Origin of the sequence: Acinetobacter proteolyticus, assembly GCF_000367945.1 — a bacterium.
GTDB classification, from domain to species: domain Bacteria; phylum Pseudomonadota; class Gammaproteobacteria; order Pseudomonadales; family Moraxellaceae; genus Acinetobacter; species Acinetobacter proteolyticus.
The window spans coordinates 992443-1008843 of the sequence record NZ_KB849179.1 but is presented as its reverse complement, the minus strand read 5'-3'; the positions used below and the strand labels follow the sequence as shown (position 1 = coordinate 1008843).

Below are 16401 nucleotides of genomic sequence, written 5' to 3'. Positions count from 1 at the left end.
AATTGTTTTATTGAATTTATGATTGATTTTAATATTTTTGTCCACTAGATTTAATTTGTCGCTTAATTAAAAAATAGTTGAAATGAACAATCCAATTAAACATCATTACGTGCATGAGTCTTATCAGCAACGTTTTTTCTCTAAAGAAAGCAAATTATATGTTATTTTAAAGGATAGTAATTATATTGTTAAGGAAACGACACCTGCTAGAATTTGTTATATACCTCATTTAAATACATTAGTATTTAAAGGCGAAGCTTATGCTGAGTTAGAGAGGTTCTATGGTGGTTTTGAGGGGAAAGTCTCTGAATTGCTAAAACATCTAGATTCGTTGGAACAGATTAATAAAGGGGATTTTCAAAAATTTATAGAAGAAGTTGAGGAAGTCCAATTTATTTTAAAATTGTTTATTTCAATAATGTTTTGGCGCAACCCTAAACAAAATTTGCTTGCTTTGAAACTTATAGATAATGTTTTAGATCTCTATGATAAATCACATGTTAAGTCTAAAGAACTTATTTCTTTTGATAAAAAGACTTTAAAATTTTTATATAAAAAGCGGTCTAACGAAAATACTAGAAAAATTCTACAATATTATTTTTTACCATTGTTTACATTTAGAATATTTGATGGAAATAAAGTTTCAGGTTATTTTTTTGATGATAAAGGCATAATCACTTGCGATAACCCTGTTTATCATGATGGTACTATTGATCAATTGTTTATGTTTGAGCGTTTTTTATTTCCACTGGACTCAGGTAGTTTTTTGTCATCTGAAGTACTTTCTCTAAACGAGATAACCATTAAGAATTTAAATGATAAAATGATATTAAATTCAAATAAATATATTATTGGGGGTGATCGTGAATGCTTGGAGGCCATAGCTAAAGAAATCAAACCAATTAAATAATTTGAACTTATATTAATTTTAATATATCTTTTAACTAATTGATATATTAGGAAATATATACCATGAGCTACTTAATGTAGCTTTTTTAATGGGTAAAATTTATGAACCAAGTCGGATTTGTAATTCAGCAACGTCCATACCCACCAGAATGGATCTTTGCCCAAGACACACCAAACTTTGCGCCGGCACCAGAATTATGGCGATGGATAAAGGCTATTTTCCTAAACCCTGAACATAAGCTTTTTAACCCTGATCATGCCCATTTAGGAGCGTTCTACTATCCTCAGATCGCCGTGATGTGGGCTAAAGGTGGATTTCAGAAACAAGGTCGTTTTGTGGTTGGCCAAGCTGAAAAGATTATGATTAATGCGAGTGGATGGAAGAAAGAACGGCAGGAAGAACAGCTTTATCAATGGTTCAATGATTTACCTGATTACTTAATCACAATTGATGCGACTTATGCCCAGTATGCAAATGATGTTGATTTCTGCGCTTTGATTGAACATGAGCTTTATCATATCGCCCATAAAAAAGATGAATGGGGAATTCCATCCTATAACCGCGAAACGGGTAAGCCTAAGTTAACGATACAAGGGCATGACGTAGAAGAATTCACGGGCGTAGTACGCCGTTATGGTGCTAATAAGGAAGTACAAGAAATGGTGAATGCTGCAAACCAACGGCCAACTGTGGCGAAGGCTGATATCTATCATGCCTGTGGGACTTGCTTTCTAAGAGTGGTTTAAATTTTTTTGCCATTCTTCTTGGATGTACTTGGATGGAATGGTTGAAATGGCACGTATTACCAAAAAGGTGAAACTGTTCATCGTTAGGATGCTTGCCGAGTTTGAAACTCCTACCCAAACATCCAAATCAGTTAAAGATATTTTCAATATTGAGGTTAGCCCTCAACAGTGTGAAGCATATGATCCCACCAAAAGAACAGGGCAAGACCTAAGCCAGGAATTACGAGATAAGTTTTTTGAATATCGCCGTTTGGCCAATGATGAACTTGAAGCAATCCCGATAGCTAATAAACGTTACCGTTTACAGCTATTACAACAGCTCGTAGAGAAATTCCCCGATAACCCGGTATTAACCCCTAAATGGGCGGAACAAGCAGCAAAAGAAATGGGTGGGTTGTTTACCAATCGTCAGGAATCACCAACTGCCAACAGCGTTGAAAAAGCTCAGACCAAAGCCGATGTAGAACTTGAGATAAAAAAGTTAGAACTTCAGAAGCTGCAGCGTGAAGTGAATCCACCAGAGCATCGTCCACCTGATGAAGACTACAAAATTGTTCTGAATCCTGATGAGGAGATACCAGATGAGCCAATTCTTTAATCCTCCTGAAGGTTCAGTTCAGTTAACGCCTAAGCAAGCCAATATCTATTTATGGGGCTGGCAAAAAGAAGCGCGGTTTCGTGATGCGGTCTGTGGCCGCCGTTTTGGTAAAACATTCTTGGCCAAAGCAGAGATGCGCAGGGCAGCAAGACTGGCAGCACAATGGAAAGTATCAGTTGAAGATGAGATCTGGTATGCAGCACCTACATTCAAGCAAGCCAAGCGGGTTTTCTGGAAACGATTAAAACAGGCGGTTCCTGCATCATGGCGTGCAGGCAAGCCCAATGAAACCGAATGTTCAATTACTTTAAGAAGTGGGCATGTTATCCGTGTGGTTGGTCTGGACAACTATGATGATCTACGTGGTTCTGGCTTATTCTTCTTAATTATTGATGAATGGGCTGACTGTAAGTGGGCGGCATGGGAAGAAGTACTTCGCCTGATGCTTTCAACCTGTAAATATATGATCAACGGCGAACAACGTGTCGGAGGACATGTATTAAGGATCGGGACGCCGAAAGGCTTTAATCATTGCTATGACACATTCATGGATGGCCAGCCTGGACATGAGCCTGATTGTAGAAGCTTTTCATATACCTCACTTCAAGGTGGGAATATCCCTGAATCCGAGATCATTGTTGCTAAACGCAAAATGGATCCTAAGACATTCAGTCAGGAATACGAGGCAAGCTTTGAAAGTTATCAGGGCGTTATCTTCTATTGCTTTAATCGAACGCTAAGCGCATCGAGTGAGACGGTTAAGCCGAATGAAGTACTGCACATCGGGATGGACTTTAACGTCACTAAGATGGCAGCTGTGGTCTATGTGCGCCGTGGTGAGCAGATGCATGCGGTTGATGAGTTTGTAAATCTGTTTGATACCCCAGCAATGATTGAGGCAATACAGGAACGCTATCCTGATCATGAGGTGGGTGTTTATCCGGATGCCTCAGGTGAGAATCGTAAGTCGAGCAATGCCAGTGAAACGGATCTGGCACTACTCAGAAAGGCTGGATTTAAGGTCCACGTCAACAGCAGAAACCCAGCTGTGAAGGATCGAATCAATTCAATGAATGGCATGCTTTGCAATACCTTGTCTGAGCGTCGATTATTCGTGAATGTTTCTAAGTGCCCGCACTTCGCTAAATGTCTGGAACGTCAGATCTATGATGATTATGGCCAGCCAGATAAGAAGTCGGGCTTTGACCACATGAATGATGCAGGAACCTATCCAATCGCTTATTTATTCCCAATTGACAAAAAATCTGTGGGAATGCGCAGGATCCGAGGAATGGCTTAACCAACACACCTTTAAAGGTGCTTTTTTTATGGTGTTTTTATGGCAGTGACTGATAAACATCCGCAGTATATTGCTGCACAAAAAAGCTGGCAGTTGATGCGCGATGCTGTTGCTGGTGAAGAAGAAATTAAGCAAGCTGCTGTTCGGTATTTGCCTAAATCAGCAGGAATGATTGAAGCTGAGAAGCAGGGAGATACTGCAGGTGAGATCTATAAAGCCTATGTGAATCGTGCCCAGTATCCGTTATGGATTCAGGATTCATTACATACCATGATTGGCTTGGTATCAAAGCTTGAGCCGGACATTGTGATAGAAAGTAATCTTCTCACTGGTTTGATTAATAACGCCACCAATGATGGATTTGGGCTTAAACAACTTTTTATTCGAATTTCCCTAGAACTGCTTGAATACGGGCGCTGTGGCTTATTGGTAGATGTAGATGCTGACGGTGTCCCATACTTTGCTTTGTACGATGCGCTGTCAATTATCAACTGGAAGGAGAACAGCATCGGCGGCCGTAAAGATCTAAAGCTTCTGGTGCTCGAGGAGCAGTTTGATAACAGCAACGATGAGTTTGGTCATGAAACTAAAACTGTGCACCGGGTCCTGTCCATGCAAGACGGCGCTTTAACTGTACGCTTATTTGATGGAGCAATACCAGAAGATAAGACGCCTGATCTAGGTGGTAACCGACTTTCTTTTACCCCGTTTGTCTTCTGCGGTACCACTGACAATTCACCTGATGTGGGTTCGGTACCATTACTGACAATGGCTAAAGCTGCACTGAAGTATTACCAGTTGAGTGCTGATTATTTCCAGTCTTTACACCATACAGCGCATCCCCAGCCATGGATTAGTGGTTTGGATGATGATTCGGATATCAGTGTGACTGGCGTAATGGCCGTATGGGATTTACCTAAGGATTCGACTTGTGGCTATCTTGAAATCTCTGGTGATGGGATTGATATGACCAAAAAGGAAATGGATGCCCAGAAAAACTCTGCATTGGAAGCAGGGGCTAAAGTCATTGATACCAATACTCAGGAATCTGGTGAAGCCCGCCGTGCACGTCAGGATGATCAGCATGCAAGCTTACACAGCATCGTAATGTGTGCAGCAGAGGCCATTGAGCAAGCCATTAAATATGCGGCTCAGTGGCTCAAGCTAGATCCATCTAAATATGCTTTTACGGTTGAACCAGACTTTATTGTCCAGCAATACGATATCAACTTGGCCAAGCAACTATATGAAGGTGCGCTTGCAGGCAAAAATTCATTTAAAACCTATTGGGAATATATCGCTACTGGCAAGCTTCCAACGCATGAATACGAAGAGGAACTTGACCGAGTTGAGGATGAGCGAAACAGTCTGCCGTTATAAGGGGGCTAAATGGCTTCAAACAATCAAAAAAAATTGATTGAGGTACTCACTCAGCACCAGGCATATTTATATCGAGTCTCATCTCAATCGGTGAATGAATTAACCAGGTTATTTAATTCAGAATCAGATGCGATGCTTTCAAAGCTTCGAGATCTGCTGGATGAATTAAATGATGCTGAGAAGGTGGCTTTAGCGGGTGGGCTATATACCACAACCAATCTTAAAGAGATTCGAGATCTTATTTCACAATGGTTTGCCAGTTTAAGTTCATCTTTACCAGAAGCATTTGCCGTTTCTGCTACAGCTTTGGCGGTTTATGAAGCGACTTACACTGCTAAGCTTTACGGCGGTAAGATCAAAAAGCCAAACGGGAATAAGCTTTATTCTTCAGCCAAGAAAACGCCGTTAATTGGTGGGGCTTTGGTAGATGATCTACTGTCTAAGATTGCTGAAAGTGTTCGGCAAAAGGTTGAATATGCAATTCGAGATGGCATCAGCAGTGGCAAGACCAATCAGGAAATCATTCAGCGCATCCGTGGTACCAAACGTCAGAATTATGAGGATGGGCTACTAAATACAAACAAATCTGATATCGATCGGACGGTGAGAACTGTACGCAGCCATGTAGCGAATCAAGCTTACCAAGATAGTTTTACTCAGCTCGGTTTTGAATATGTGAAACTGGTTGCTACCTTGGATGGGAGAACATCAAAACTTTGTGCGTCTCTAGATGGTACGGTATGGGCGATCAATGATCCTGCAAAGCGTGTACCGCCGTTGCATCCTAATTGTCGGAGTATTTTAGTACCCGTCGATAAAGATGGTCTGTTGGTTGGCCAACGTCCATTCGTGATGGATGAGCGTCGAGTAAAAGACATACCTAAAGATGAACGCGAGCAACTGATCGGCCAGATAGATGCAAACACAACTTTCAAAGCGTTTTTTAAGAAGACTGATGATTTCTTTCAGAAAGAGTGGTTAGGCCCGAAACGGTACAAGCTCTATAAAGAGGGTAAATTCGATTTTGACAAGTTCTTTGATCCTGATGGCCAGCTTTACACACTAGAACATCTTAGAAAGCTAGATGAGCTAAAATTTAAGGAGCTTGGAATTTAACAAACGTAGAGGTACTTACTATGTTAAAGGTATCAATAGCCGAATGTTGTTCGCGAAAGGAAGAGCTAGAAAAGGCTTTGACCAATCAGATTGCAGAGTTAGTCAATAAGTTTGAGATTGAAACAGGGGTAAATATTCGTGATATTTACCTGAACTTTACTGATGTGTCTGAGATCGATCGACCAGATAAGTATGTATTTACCAGTGTTACGATTAGAACGCTGGAATCTGATTAATATCTTAAATAGAAATGATGATTCTGGCGCATAGATTTGTCGGTCTATCTCGAATAATAAACACTAAGGCGTAACCATTGAAAAACAATCCCTAAGGGAATTTCAATGGCTTACACCTTTGATAATAGCTATAGTACGTGCTGTTTATTCTTGTAGAGATTTTAAATAGTCAATTCTTTGGCTAATTAAGTCTGTTTGGCAGGCTAATGAAATAGAATTCGATGCTGGACTATGATTAGAGTCAGCGTCAACAAAATCCGCACATTGTAAATCACGATAAGTTATCCATGCTTTTTGAGCGGCATCGAGTTGAGGTTTTGCTTCAGTTTGTGTGTAAACCTTGTTGTAAGTTTTATTTAACTTTGCTTTTAGTGATTTAACACTTTCAGCCATACATTGTTCTATTTCAAATGAATTACTTGTCTTGCTACAGTCCCCAGCCCAAGCGTTAGCCCCAATTAAATAAAAAGTGATTAGAAGTAGTTTTTTCATTTTAGATTCCATATAGTTGGATTGTTTTGCGATCATAATATTATTAATAGGGGTGGAAATGAAAAATATTTTTTTCTTAGATGCTGTTTTGTCTACAAAAATAATTACAGTTATGTACTGGCTAATGCTTTTGTCGGTTTGGATAGTAGGCTTGGCATTTATTCTTAATTCTGGATCAGGGACAAATATAGCTTCACATGAGGTAGCAGGCGGCCAAAGTATATTTATTGGTATTCTTATTCTGGTTTTTGGTTCAATCCTTGTCCGCGTTATGTCGGAATTTTGGGTCGTAATTTTTAAAATTCAACAGAACACTAGACGGACATCGGAACTTCTTGATGAAGTAGCTAATAATAGGAATACTTTTTAAAAGGCTACATCAATTGTTATATAAGACCACTTGAAAGAGTGTTTTATAAAGTTTTCAACAGCAAAATCACCTTGATAACTATTATTGAAATATGCAATATTTATCTATAGTTACAAATTTTTGGATTAATAAATGGACTTATCTGAAGAACATAAAAATTTTTTAATAGATATGGGGATTAAATCAGAGCGATTCGAAAAACTAGAAAGAGATGCTGAGATTCTTATTCAAATAGCTCAAGACTATGAAAATCATAAAAATGATCTATTAGATGAAGCTAGTTATATTGCGAATAAGTTACAACGCTGTAAGGGGGTCCATACAGTTCGTTCCCGTATTAAAGATACTAGTCATTTAGTTGAGAAAATTATTCGTAAGTGGGAAGCCACGACAGTATCTGAGAAATACAATTCAATATCAAAAGATAATTATAAAAGTATTATTTCAGACTTGGTTGGAGTAAGAGCGATTTACTTATTCAAGAATGACTGGGAAATTGTACATAACCATATCTTAGCTAAATGGGAACAACATGAAGATGTTGTTATTTTTTATCGTAATGGAGATGACTTAACAAAATATAAAGATTACACAGACTGTAAAACAGAGGAACATGATAAAGGTTACAGGTCAATTCATTATATTGTTCCAGCTACAAAAATAGATGGGCAACAGGTTTATTGTGAGATTCAAACGAGAACTATTTTTGAAGAAGGGTGGAGTGAGATAGATCATAAGGTACGCTATCCAAGCTTTTCAGATAATCCTTATTTGCAGGAATTTCTTAATATTTTTAACAGGATTGCAGGCAGTGCTGATGAAATGGGCAGTTTCGTCAATTCACTCCGCGAATTAATTAAAATAAACAATTTTTTGGAAAAAAACAGAAAGTTATCTGCTGAATTACATCAATTAAAAATCAATGAATTAGAGAAAGAAATAGATCAACTATTTAAAGATAAAGCTGAGCTCAAAGAAATCGAAGCTGCTTACAATTTACTTAAACAAGCACAAGAACAAAGAGATCAGGCAGAAAAAGAAGATCATTTTATTTCATTGGAAGATTATGAAATTGCTAGAGAAGCATTCCAAGATAAAATTGATTCAATAAAGCTATCATCTCACTTACAAGACCATATAAAGTCATTGTTACCGTTGCAGGAACTCATGAAGTCATCGATACCATTGCAAGAAATCATGAAGTCATTGACACCATTACAGGACATGATTACTGCTACACTACCGACACAAGAGTTAATGAAATTATCTTCGTCAGATTTTTATAAAGTAAATCATTCTCTACAAATCTCATCAATAAAAAAGAAAAAAAATGATGATGATAAAGGCGAACCTGAACCAGCATAAACTTTTATATAAATTTTTTGAGCACCTTATGGTGTTTTTTTCTTGAGTAACTCAACAGCTTGAGTTGTTGAGCTTTGTAAGTCATCTAACATTGATTTTAGAATTAATATCGTTTCACTTTGGGCTTTAATAGTTTGATCTTGAGCTTCCATAATTCCAATAACTGTATCAAGTCTTTCAAGCATTTTTTTAGGATCTTCTTTAGCTAATGGGTTGCTAAATGATTTTTCAAGTCGGTCAACCATTTCAGCACTTTGTGAACGATTATTTTCTTCAGCAGATTTTTCAATTTTTTCTTTTAAATCAGGCGGAACACGTAATCGAACGATGGTGTGATCAGCTTGGTTACTCATGAATGACCTCGAAAGCCACAAAATGTGGCAAATATTTTAGTTAACTTATTTACATTACCACAAAGTGTGGCTATATTAATTAAATGCCACAAAATGTGGCATATGGAGCAAAAATGAAATCTAGAGAATTTGTATATATCAAAGGTCGGCTTGATGCTGACTTACATAGGAAGCTGAAAGAAAAATCTCAGCAAGAAGAACGCTCAATGAATTATCTAATCAATAAGGCCGTTGAGTTAATGGTTAATCCAGCGAAAGAGACCAAAGTATGAATGCTATCTTACCAATACAAACGCAATCCATGACTCACATTGATATTGCGGAGCTTGTTAATAAAAGAGCTGACAATGTAAAACGAACAATAGAATCCCTTGTTAATACACGGGTTATTTCCCAACCTCAAATTGAGGATGGGCTTAAATCTGCAAATGGAGTGATCCCTAAAATCTATATTTTCGCGGGTGAACAAGGTAAACGAGACAGCATCATTGTCGTTGCTCAACTTTGCCCAGAGTTTACAGCTCGCTTAGTAGACCGTTGGCAAGAGCTAGAGGCTCAAGTTGCTAAACCAATTGATCCAATGAAACTACTGGCAGACCCACATGCTTTACGAAATGCCTTACTGACATATTCAGAAAAAGTCATTGAGCTTGAACAGCAGGTAGAGGTTATGCAGCCAACAGTTGAAGCTTTCGATCGTATTGCGACAGCGGATGGAAGCTTATGCCTAACAGATACAGCGAAAGCATTACAAATGCGACCAAAAGATCTGATCTTATGGCTGAATCAAAAACAGTGGATTTATAAACGCACAGGCTCAGCACATTACTTGGGCTACCAAGAAAAAGTACAGTCAGGTTACTTAGAACACAAGGTAACTGAAATCACTCGTGGAGATGGCTCAAATAAAATCACAGAGCAGGTGAGAGTAACACCAAAGGGACTGACCAAGCTTTCAAAGCTATTAGGAAATCACAATGCATAATTCAGGCAATAAAAAAGCCCTCACGAAACTTGGCGGAATCAAAGGGCTTTTGGTTTGCTACATAAGGAATGTAACTATGAACAGTATGATACAGATAGGAATTAAAAATCAAGCCTATGATGCAAGCGATGTTGCGGATGGTTATGCACTGGCTTATGAACAGATTTCAGATGTAGCTGCGATGCTTGGGGCAATTCAGTGTAAGCAAGAGAGAGTTATTGAATATGTGGGTAAGGTGTATAACGTACCTGAATCCGTATTTAAAGAACTGACTAGGCTTTTTCAGATCACTGAGGGCATGATTCAGGATTCATTAGAGTTTAGTAAAAAGCAGGAAGATCATTACCAAGCGGAAGTGGATAGTGGTTCATAAATCATACTTAATCTAATCAAAGCCACCTTTCGGGGTGGTTTTTTATATCCACATTAAAGGTAGATGGAAAAATGAGTGAGAAAGGTGCCGATCGAGCAGGACTAATGCAAGCGATTACCAATTTTGGATTAGTCATAGGACTCATAATTATCGCGATTATTTTAGCGCTGAAATAATCGCATTTACTTACACACCGCCTTCGGGCGGTTTTTTATTGCCTTAAGAAAAGGCCAACAAATCAAACGAGAGGTTTGAACATGTCATTACCATTTATTGTGGATTCAATGGACCAAATCAAAGAGGAACATCGTGGCTTATATGTCGAGGAAGACGGGAAGTTTCGCCTTGATCTGGATGGTTACGAAGATCCGAAAGGTCTGAAGACTGCATTACAAAGCGAGCGTGATGCCGCCAAGAATGCGAAGCAAGAACTCCAGAAGCTACAAAAACAGTTTGAAGGGATTGATCCTGAAATTGTCAAAAAGCTGTTTGCCCAATTGGAGCTCGATGAAGATGCGAAATTAATTGCTGAAGGCAAAGTCGGTGAAGTCATTCAAAAGCGTACTGAGAAGATGCGTGAACAACATGACAAGTTACTGAATGCTGAAAAAGAACGTGCGGATAAGGCCGAAGCCTATGCCAATAAGTTCAAGCAATCTGTCGTTCAAGGTCAAATTGTACAAGCTGCTGTCGAGCTTGAAGCCTTACCCGAAGCAACCGCAGATATCGCATTCCTAGCTCAATCCCAATTTGTACTCGATGAAGACGGAAAGGCTGTCGCAGTTGATACAAACGGCGACGTTGTTATTGGGAAAGATGGTAAGACGCCATTGTCACCTAAGGAATGGGTTGAAACCTTACGCGAGAAAAAACCTTATTTCTGGCCAAAAGCAAATGGTTCAGGTTCACCAGGTAGCACCAATACAAAAGCTCAGATCGACATCACTAAAGCTGATGGCTCGGTGAACTTAACCAAACTCGCGCAATTACGAAATGAAAACCCGCAGTTAGCCAAAGAGCTTGCTGCAAAACATGGTATTAAACTTTAAGGAGAAGGCCACATGGCTGAAACAAAAATTGCTGATGTAATCGTACCTGAGCTATTCACTCAGTACGTTTTAAATAAAACCACCAAGAAATCTGCTTTATGGCAGTCCGGTATTGTTGGTGAACTGGATGTAGAGGTGGCATTCGGTACCCAAGGCGGCTCTACAGTGAATATTCCATTCTGGAACGACTTGGACGGTGAATCTGAAGTCCTTTCAGATAATCAGGCCTTAACTGTGAATAACATTGCAGCGGGACAGGATATTGCGATTTTACATGCTCGTGGTAAAGCTTGGGGTGCCAATGACCTTGCCAAGGCTTTGTCTGGTGATGATCCATTGGGTGCCGTTGGTGATCTGGTTGCAGATTACTGGGCACGAGAGTTCCAAGGTTTCACAGTGAATACGCTTAAAGGTGTGTTCAGTTCTGCCAGTATGACCAGTAATACTCACGATATTTCAGCTGGTGCCGGTGCTGCTGCAGTGATTGATGGTGTTTCTTTTATCGATGCTTCATATAAGTTGGGTGATGCGGTTGATAAATTGACTGCAATTGCTATGCATTCGGCAACGATGGCTGCATTGGCGAAACAAGGTCTGATCGAAACCGTTCGTGATGCAGATGGTGTGGTGCTTTATAAAACCTTTATGGATCGCCGTGTCATTGTCGATGATGGTATGCCTGTCGATGGTGATGTATTTACCTCGTTCTTGTTTGGTCAAGGTGCAATTGGTTTTCAGGATATTGGAGCGCCAGTAGGCGTGGAAACAGATCGTGACAGCTTAGCTGGCTCAGACATTCTGATTAACCGCCGTCATTTTGTTCTGCATCCTCGTGGGATTAAATGGTCGGGAGCAATGGGCATTGCACCTAACAATAGCGGCCTTTCAACGGCAAGTAACTGGGAGCGCGTATACGATCCAAAGCAGATTCGTATTGTGGCGTTTAAACATAAGGTCAAATAAAGGCGGTATTAACCGCCTTTTCTTTTTGGAGATCCTTTCATGGGACTTTCATCATTTAACCGAGCACGGGAACGACAAATGACACAACAAAAAGTGAATGAGCTTGAAGAGCAACTGGCAGGCGTAAAAGGTGAGTTTATTGCATTCATGAATGATCCTGAAGCAATGACAGCACGTATAGCAGAACTCAATGAAGGTCTGGGAACACCTGATCCTTTAGATGGTCCACCAGCAGGTGATTATGAAAACTGGAAGGTGGAACAAATCAAGGCTCACTTAACTGATCTTAATATTGAGTTTAAGAACTCAGCTTCTAAGCCTGAATTGATTGCCCTTATTCCTCAGCCGAAGCAAGGGGAATAAGCAATGAGCTTTATCACTGAACAGGAAGCGATTGATCATGTACAAGGCTTTGATGCCTTATCTGCCAGTGATAAGGCTGATTATCTTCAAAAAGCAGAGACCTATCTGATCGCCCGTAATGTGAAACCTTATGATGATCTGGCTCAAGTGCCCAAGGCATTAAAAACAGCTTCATATGAGATCATTAAGGGCATTATGAAAGGCGAGCTCTACCAAGGTCAGGAACAGGCCTTAAAACGTAAAAAGGTTAAGGCCGATACGGTGGAATCAGAAAAGGAATATCAGGAAGGATTCGTAGAGCTGAATGCAACTGAGCAATACATTCTGGATCTGATTAAGCCATTCACTAAACGTTCTTCAGTGTTCTTTATAAGGAAGATCTAATGGGTTTACGTGATGAACTACAGGCAGACATTGCCGAGGCATTTGATGAGGATCTAGCAGATGCTGTGCATTCATTTTCCTGTGAGCGGATTATCAAAACTGATTGGGATCCTCTGACTGAAACCCATAGAGAGATCAAACAGACTTATACAGGCCGTGGTGTGCTGTTTGGTTCATACAATCAATACGAGATTCAGGCGCTGGGAGTCTTGGCCACAGATAAAAAGGCGGTTGTTCTGCAGAATGAAGTAACCATGATACCGAAAATTGATGATGTGTGGTTTACACCCCTTGGTAAGTTTCGAGTCATGCATATTCAGCAGGATCCAGCAGAAGCAATCTGGAAATGCCAGTTGAGAAAGGTTTAAATACTTGGTCTAATATCCTTCTAAATTAGGGGGATATATGGCAAAGAAAACGCTTAACAAGAAAATTAAAACTATTAGTTTTTGGACATTTGGGAGTATGTTTTGGTATTTAGTTATTGCTTTTTTCTTAAAAAGTGAATATCCAATTTTTAATTATAGGTTTAATCCTTCAATGGCATATGATGTTATTAAAGATGCTTTAACTCTTGCGGCTGCATTTTTGGCACCTGTAGCTGCATTTGTTTTGTTTAGTGATTGGAGAGATCAACACTATCAATCTAAAATTGAAAATGATGCGCAACAGATATATGAGAGCATTGTGGGATATTTAACAATTTTATTAAGGTTAGAAAGGATAGTTCAGAAAAATCAAATTGACGAGAAAGAGCATATGGTAATGATGGAAAATAGAGATCAATTAAAAATCTATGAGGAAGAGGTTAAAAGAAAAATTATAAGCTTTCGTGCACAGCATGAATTTCAAAGTAAAACTGGTGAAGACTTAAACCTAGAAGTAAGAAGTGCTTTTATTGATCTAAAAAATGCTGCCGATGGTATTCGAGACTTAATCATTCATTTTAAATATAATCAGAGCATTAATAGGTATGAGCAAAGTAAACCATATTTTTCAGAACATTTATTTTCTGAAGTTTACGATAACCTAGACGATTCTTATAAGAAAATAGCTACATTAACAACCTTAAAAAGTAAAGTTAAAGCTATAAATTTTTAATCCCAACGAACCCACTTTAGTGGGTTTTTTATAATCTGGAATTTATATAGCGAGGTGAAGGATGGCATGGAAGGGCAAAAAGCCAACTGAGTTCGCCGTACAGATTGTTAGCGACTCAGAAGCGCATGTCAAAAATATTGTGATGTATACGATTCAATCTTTAGTGGTATCCAGTCCAGTAGACACGGGTGCATATCGTGCATCTCACATTGTTTCTATTGGATCTGGTGATTTTGGTAAACGTGGTCCTGAAACAAACGCCGTGCAGGATGCTGCAGTTCAGGCGGTACGGATTAAGCTGGGCAATCTAGTCTACATACAGAATAATCAGCCTTATGCTGAGCGTTTGGAAAATGGCTGGTCAGATCAGGCACCACATGGCATATATAGCACGACATTTAACTTTATTTCCCAAAAGTACGGTGGCTAAAATGGCAATGACACTTGAACAGGCAAGACAAGCCATCGTCGGACGGATGCAGTTATTTACAGGCCTTACTCAAGATAGAATCCAGTATCCCAATGCACCAAATTTTAATGTTCCTGTGGATGGCGTTTGGTGTCGGCTGAATATTCTTGGTGGTCCAAGCATCATCTCAGGCTTAACTGATACGCCATGCATACGTAGAACAGGGATTATCAATATCCAGTGTTTTGCTCGACCACATACAGGAGAGAAAGATTTAACTGTTTTAAGTGATGCTTTGCTTGGTCATTTTGAATATTTTACCTCTAGTCATCTTGAGTGCTTGCAGGGGCAGGTAAATCGTGTGGGTACTGATAAGGATTTTGTGCAGTACAATATTATTTTAAATTATAGAGTTAATTGACTTATTCTCCATTTGTACTGTATTTTGTCTAAAGTGGTGTTGACTATGCTTAACAGAAAACCACTTTAAATTTGACCTCGCGATATGCGGGGTTTTTGCATTTTTAATGCTATTGAAAAGAGGTTTTAGCATCTAAAACACCCAATAAAGTAGATTTACTTTTAAACGAACCTGTCCATAGCGGCAGGTTTTCTTTTTTTCAAAACAGGAAAAATGGAGAAAAACCCATTTTTTCAACTGAAAGAATAAGCCTTGCAGCAATGCAGGGCTTTTTTATTGCCTGATCTCAGGCAACCACTGGCTAGGGCGACGGTTCGAAAGGAAGATGGTCATTCGACTACTCATTGCATCTTCTTGCCAGTGACTTTTATTTATGGGTAGTCGGAGCATACCAATGAATGCAATTGTAAGAATTAAGTATGAAGATGAGGATCAAGCTTTTGATAATCAAGGTTGGTTTAATGCAACACAAGCTGCTAGTAAATTTAATAAACGGGTCCATGATTGGGTGCGTTTACCAGAAACAAATAAGTATTTAGAAGCACTTGAACGCAAATACGGGGAAATCCCTTATTTGAAGACTAAGCGCGGAAATAATGGCGGAACTTGGCTGCATCCAAAACTAGCAGTTCGTTTTGCTCAATGGTTAGATATTGATTTTGCAATTTGGTGTGATGAGCAAATTGATAACCTTATTCGAACTAGTCAGGCTCCACCTTCAGTTCAAGATATGATGCGTTTGATGCTCTTGCCAGAAGCGTCCACTTGGGAGAAACGTTTCCCAGATTCTTTCTATAAAGCTTTAGCAAAAGTTACAGGCACAAAGTTTAATAATCATATTGGTGGATCACCTGCAATTTTTGGCGACTTAACAAATAAGTGGGTTTATCGAATCATTATGCCAAAAGAGGTTCTTGCTGAGATCAGAGCAAGTAAACGTGATGGTGAAAAAATGCATCAATGGCTCACAAGTGGTGGAGAGAAATTGCTTTCAGAGCAAATAACTAAAGTTGAAGCAATTGCTAATTCATCCAATGACTATCAAGACTTTGTAAGCCGTTGCTTTCAAGCATTTAACTCTGTGAGGGGGCAATTGCGTTTAGTAATGCCGCAAGGTGAATAATTATGGATGGGCGGGAAGTTGATGACTTTTTAGAAGTCCGCGAGGAATTGCAATCTATGACCCATAGTGGGTTAGTTGATGAAGTAATTATCCGCATGCAATCACAACAAAGAATGCTTATTGAGAATTGGCATAGTACTAAGGATTTAAGAAAACAAAACTCCGACTATAGAAAGATGGTGTTTGATTGCGGAGAAGCTTTGGATAAAAGTTCAGATGTAATTGATGTGATGGCCAAGAAGATTAAATACTGGAAGAATTCATTCTGGTTCTTAGCATTTCTAGTCATGCTTACTTTACTAGCCACATTTATTTTTAAATAACACATCCAACGCCCTCAATTCGAGGGCTTTTTTATGCCCGA

The 16401-nt window shown here is 39.2% G+C and carries 24 protein-coding genes; 22 read left to right on the top strand and 2 right to left on the bottom strand.

Annotation, left to right across the window (positions count from 1 at the left end; all coding sequences use genetic code 11):
• The first annotated feature begins 82 nt into the window (after positions 1-82).
• The 7 genes from F993_RS12085 (at position 83) to F993_RS12115 (ending at position 6286) form a co-directional block, all read left to right on the top strand.
• Positions 83-910, top strand: a complete 828-nt coding sequence (locus F993_RS12085; RefSeq protein WP_004653669.1) for a DUF4238 domain-containing protein — start codon at positions 83-85, stop codon at positions 908-910.
• 101 nt (positions 911-1011) lie between these two features.
• A complete protein-coding gene (locus F993_RS12090) occupies positions 1012-1656 on the top strand; it encodes a putative metallopeptidase (RefSeq protein WP_004653668.1) in 645 nt (214 codons plus the stop codon).
• A 46-nt stretch (positions 1657-1702) separates the two neighbouring features.
• Positions 1703-2254: a DUF2280 domain-containing protein gene (locus F993_RS12095; RefSeq protein WP_004653667.1), complete on the top strand. Its 552-nt coding sequence runs from the start codon at positions 1703-1705 to the stop codon at positions 2252-2254.
• Complete coding sequence (locus tag F993_RS12100) at positions 2238-3554, top strand: phage terminase large subunit family protein (RefSeq protein WP_004653666.1); 1317 nt, start codon at positions 2238-2240, stop codon at positions 3552-3554. Before F993_RS12095 ends, F993_RS12100 begins: the two co-directional genes overlap by 17 nt.
• Positions 3555-3593: 39 nt before the next feature.
• On the top strand, positions 3594-4934 hold the full coding sequence (locus F993_RS12105; RefSeq protein ID WP_004653665.1) for a DUF4055 domain-containing protein: 1341 nt from the start codon (positions 3594-3596) through the stop codon (positions 4932-4934).
• A 9-nt stretch (positions 4935-4943) separates the two neighbouring features.
• Positions 4944-6050 (top strand): minor capsid protein, encoded by a 1107-nt coding sequence (locus F993_RS12110; RefSeq protein WP_004653664.1) that lies wholly within the window; start codon positions 4944-4946, stop codon positions 6048-6050.
• Between the two features lie 20 nt (positions 6051-6070).
• Entirely contained in the window at positions 6071-6286 is a 216-nt protein-coding gene (locus tag F993_RS12115; protein ID WP_004653663.1) for a hypothetical protein, read from the top strand.
• 144 nt (positions 6287-6430) lie between these two features.
• Here the strand turns inward: F993_RS12115 and F993_RS12120 are convergent, their stop codons facing one another.
• Positions 6431-6778: a lysozyme inhibitor LprI family protein gene (locus F993_RS12120; protein ID WP_004653662.1), complete on the bottom strand. Its 348-nt coding sequence runs from the start codon at positions 6776-6778 to the stop codon at positions 6431-6433.
• Positions 6779-6836: 58 nt separating this feature from the next.
• On the opposite strand from F993_RS12120, the gene F993_RS12125 reads away from it, so the two are divergent.
• On the top strand, positions 6837-7148 hold the full coding sequence (locus F993_RS12125) for a DUF4282 domain-containing protein (RefSeq protein WP_004653661.1): 312 nt from the start codon (positions 6837-6839) through the stop codon (positions 7146-7148).
• Positions 7149-7280: 132 nt separating this feature from the next.
• Entirely contained in the window at positions 7281-8513 is a 1233-nt protein-coding gene (locus tag F993_RS12130; RefSeq protein ID WP_004653660.1) for a hypothetical protein, read from the top strand.
• A gap of 26 nt (positions 8514-8539) precedes the next feature.
• Here the strand turns inward: F993_RS12130 and F993_RS12135 are convergent, their stop codons facing one another.
• Positions 8540-8866: an Arc family DNA-binding protein gene (locus tag F993_RS12135; RefSeq protein ID WP_004653659.1), complete on the bottom strand. Its 327-nt coding sequence runs from the start codon at positions 8864-8866 to the stop codon at positions 8540-8542.
• A gap of 113 nt (positions 8867-8979) precedes the next feature.
• On the opposite strand from F993_RS12135, the gene F993_RS20330 reads away from it, so the two are divergent.
• From F993_RS20330 to F993_RS12190, 13 genes are all read left to right on the top strand, one after another.
• The gene (locus F993_RS20330; RefSeq protein ID WP_004653658.1) at positions 8980-9138 is read left to right on the top strand and encodes a ribbon-helix-helix domain-containing protein; all 159 of its coding nucleotides are present in this window, start codon (positions 8980-8982) and stop codon (positions 9136-9138) included.
• Entirely contained in the window at positions 9135-9851 is a 717-nt protein-coding gene (locus F993_RS12140) for a phage antirepressor KilAC domain-containing protein (protein ID WP_004653657.1), read from the top strand. The genes F993_RS20330 and F993_RS12140 overlap by 4 nt, the downstream gene beginning before the upstream one ends.
• Positions 9852-9927: 76 nt before the next feature.
• Positions 9928-10224, top strand: coding sequence for a hypothetical protein (locus F993_RS0119645; RefSeq protein WP_032812694.1), 297 nt, complete (start codon positions 9928-9930; stop codon positions 10222-10224).
• 257 nt (positions 10225-10481) lie between these two features.
• Entirely contained in the window at positions 10482-11273 is a 792-nt protein-coding gene (locus tag F993_RS12145) for a hypothetical protein (RefSeq protein WP_004653653.1), read from the top strand.
• 12 nt (positions 11274-11285) lie between these two features.
• On the top strand, positions 11286-12236 hold the full coding sequence (locus tag F993_RS12150; protein WP_004653652.1) for a major capsid protein: 951 nt from the start codon (positions 11286-11288) through the stop codon (positions 12234-12236).
• Positions 12237-12275: 39 nt separating this feature from the next.
• Positions 12276-12599, top strand: coding sequence for a hypothetical protein (locus F993_RS12155; RefSeq protein WP_004653651.1), 324 nt, complete (start codon positions 12276-12278; stop codon positions 12597-12599).
• Positions 12600-12602: 3 nt separating this feature from the next.
• Positions 12603-12983: a hypothetical protein gene (locus F993_RS12160; protein ID WP_004653650.1), complete on the top strand. Its 381-nt coding sequence runs from the start codon at positions 12603-12605 to the stop codon at positions 12981-12983.
• Positions 12983-13351 carry a hypothetical protein gene (locus F993_RS12165; RefSeq protein WP_004653649.1) on the top strand — a complete coding sequence of 123 codons (369 nt, stop codon included), beginning with the start codon at positions 12983-12985 and terminating at the stop codon, positions 13349-13351. The genes F993_RS12160 and F993_RS12165 overlap by 1 nt, the downstream gene beginning before the upstream one ends.
• Positions 13352-13388: 37 nt before the next feature.
• Positions 13389-14084: a hypothetical protein gene (locus F993_RS20700; RefSeq protein ID WP_004653648.1), complete on the top strand. Its 696-nt coding sequence runs from the start codon at positions 13389-13391 to the stop codon at positions 14082-14084.
• Positions 14085-14145: 61 nt separating this feature from the next.
• Positions 14146-14514: a hypothetical protein gene (locus tag F993_RS12175; RefSeq protein ID WP_004653647.1), complete on the top strand. Its 369-nt coding sequence runs from the start codon at positions 14146-14148 to the stop codon at positions 14512-14514.
• A complete protein-coding gene (locus tag F993_RS12180) occupies positions 14471-14914 on the top strand; it encodes a hypothetical protein (RefSeq protein ID WP_171066039.1) in 444 nt (147 codons plus the stop codon). Before F993_RS12175 ends, F993_RS12180 begins: the two co-directional genes overlap by 44 nt.
• A gap of 394 nt (positions 14915-15308) precedes the next feature.
• On the top strand, positions 15309-16037 hold the full coding sequence (locus tag F993_RS12185; RefSeq protein ID WP_004653645.1) for a KilA-N domain-containing protein: 729 nt from the start codon (positions 15309-15311) through the stop codon (positions 16035-16037).
• A gap of 2 nt (positions 16038-16039) precedes the next feature.
• Positions 16040-16360 carry a hypothetical protein gene (locus F993_RS12190; protein ID WP_004653644.1) on the top strand — a complete coding sequence of 107 codons (321 nt, stop codon included), beginning with the start codon at positions 16040-16042 and terminating at the stop codon, positions 16358-16360.
• Positions 16361-16401 lie beyond the last annotated feature (41 nt).